Annotated in this window: 2 protein-coding genes and 1 pseudogene; 2 read left to right on the top strand and 1 reads right to left on the bottom strand. The window is 45.4% G+C overall.

The window, feature by feature from the left end:
* On the top strand, positions 1–618 hold a 618-nt coding region (locus tag QUA38_RS28620), incomplete at its 5' end, for an SDR family NAD(P)-dependent oxidoreductase (protein WP_333167845.1).
* Positions 619–707: 89 nt separating this feature from the next.
* On the opposite strand, the gene cofG is transcribed toward QUA38_RS28620, so the two are convergent.
* Positions 708–1,658: a 7,8-didemethyl-8-hydroxy-5-deazariboflavin synthase subunit CofG gene (gene cofG / locus QUA38_RS28615; protein WP_333167842.1), complete on the bottom strand. Its 951-nt coding sequence runs from the start codon at positions 1,656–1,658 to the stop codon at positions 708–710.
* A gap of 362 nt (positions 1,659–2,020) precedes the next feature.
* On the opposite strand from cofG, the pseudogene QUA38_RS28610 reads away from it, so the two are divergent.
* Positions 2,021–2,133 (top strand): annotated as a pseudogene (locus tag QUA38_RS28610) (photosystem II q(b) protein); the annotation flags it as partial.

Genomic DNA, 2,133 nt, shown 5'->3' with positions numbered 1-2,133 from the left:
GGCTGCGGGCTGGCTATTGCCGCAGATGTTGGAGATTCTCAGCAAATGCAAAAAGCGTTTCAAACAATTTTTGACAAGTATCAAAGAATTGATATTTTGTTTGCAAATGCGGGTATTAACGGTGTATGGTCGCCGATAGAAGAGATAGAATCCGATGAGTGGGATCGGACAATTAACACCAACCTCAGAGGAACATTTTTGGCTGTTAAGTATGCTGTTCCTCATCTGAAAAAACAAGGAGGTTCAATTGTAATTACATCCTCGATTAATGGCACCAGAAGTTTCAGGAAAGTTGGTGCCACGGCCTACGCTTGTTCAAAAGCTGCCCAAGTAGCCTTTGCAAAAATGCTGGCGCTAGAGCTCGCAGCCTGCCAAATCAGAGTCAATGTGATCTGTCCGGGCGGGGTGCTAACTGCTATTGAAGAAAGCACCGTTAAGCGCCATCTCGATCGCATTCCAGTCGCGCCTGATTCTATTCAAGACATGATTCCTTTGACGGATAATACAGCAGGTTCTAGCGAAGAAGTCGCCCAATTAGTGTTATTTCTGGTATCACATTCCTCCAGCTTCATCACAGGTACTGAAGTCTGGATTGATGGTGGCGGTTCTTTGATTTAAAATCTCAATAGTTTATTTTTATTACTCGGCGGTTGAAACCGCTTCTACACAAACGAATTCCGCCTGCGCGGACTAAGAAATAAGAATTTCTAATGACTAACTCGGAATTGTTTGACAGCAGTTTGCAATGTCTGGGGCAGCCACTTATCGTACTGAGGATAAACAGGCAAACGCTGCACAAGTTGCCATTCCGATCCTGCTAAAATTTCTGTTAAAGTTTGGTGTTGCAGGTGAGGATAATCGGGATTAACTTCATCCCGCGGCCCGATTCCTCCTAAATCTCTAGCACCTGCTTCTAAACAAGCCAGCAATATGTCGGGCTGTGCAACTAAATTTGGGGGAATTTGCAGCCTGATTTCATCAGGTAAGATGCTGCGGGCGATCGCAACTACTTCGGGCATTTTTGTAGCATCAAAAACTTCACCGTCCCAACTTTGCTGATTTCCCGGACTGTGTGGCTGGAGGATAACTTCTTGAATGTGATTGTAACGCGAATGAATGCGGGCGATCGCCTCTAATGTCTCAATCCAATCGGTCTCACTTTCCCCAATTCCCAGCAGCAAACCAGTTGTAAACGGAATCTTTAATTCCCCAGCACATTCTAACTGTTGCAGCCGCAGCGCCGGCACTTTACTCGGTGCGTGCCGGTGAACCGTTTTTAACAAATCTGGAGCAAGCTGTTCTAGCATCAGCCCCATCGATACATTCACCTCTTTTAACTGTGCCATCTCCTCAAAGCTGAGCGGCCCCACATTAGTATGTGGCAAAAATCCCAGAGCAAGTGCCAGTTCGCACAAATCGTAAATCCGCTGCAACCAAGCTTTTCGGCGTTGACTGTGAGGATGTACCTCGCCGCTGAGGATGAGAATTTCAATTACACCTTGATTTTGCAGCAGCAAAAGCTGTTTTTCGGCTTCTGCGAGTGTTAGCCAAGGACTTTGCAGCGGTTCTGCCCGAAAATTGCAATAGGTGCAGCGGTTAAAACACTCGTAAGTGGGAACCACGGTATAAGCAGGGCTGTAGGTGACGGTGCGGGACATTCGTTGGGACTTTTATCGATCGGACTTACGCAACAACATATATCTGTGCAGTGCGAGTTTTGCGGTTGGCGATCGCAACCCTTCATCTATCTTAACACTGATGCAAGTCCGGAATCTCGTTGCCCAGGTAGATTATGAGTATTCTTCATTTGTGGGCGATCGTCCACAAATGAAGAATACTGCCTTTAAACTCCTTATACAGCAAGCCTTGTGGCTTTTAACAAGCATATTTTATGACACCTATAAGAAAAACTGTGCTTAAAAGGCCTTTACAAACTGAAATAAAAGCTTTATGTTTATTTACATGGCGGAACACAAAGCCGTCACGAACATTGAAAACCAAATAAAGCAATCATAAACAAATGACAACAACCTTACAGCAGCGCGAAAGCGCCAACGTCTGGGAACGCTTTTGTGAGTGGGTAACATCAACCGACAACCGCATTTATGTAGGTTGGTTCGGAGTCTTGATGAT

It is taken from the genome of Microcoleus sp. Pol12B4 (genome assembly GCF_036701385.1).
Taxonomy (GTDB): domain Bacteria; phylum Cyanobacteriota; class Cyanobacteriia; order Cyanobacteriales; family Microcoleaceae; genus Microcoleus.
The sequence above is the reverse complement of the archived record's forward strand: the minus strand, read 5'-3'. Positions and strand labels throughout refer to the sequence as shown.

Coding starts and splice junctions, on each gene's coding strand:
- cofG (WP_333167842.1), bottom strand. CDS start 1,658: ATGTCCCGCACCGTCACCTACAGCCCTGCTTATACCGTGGTTCCCACT.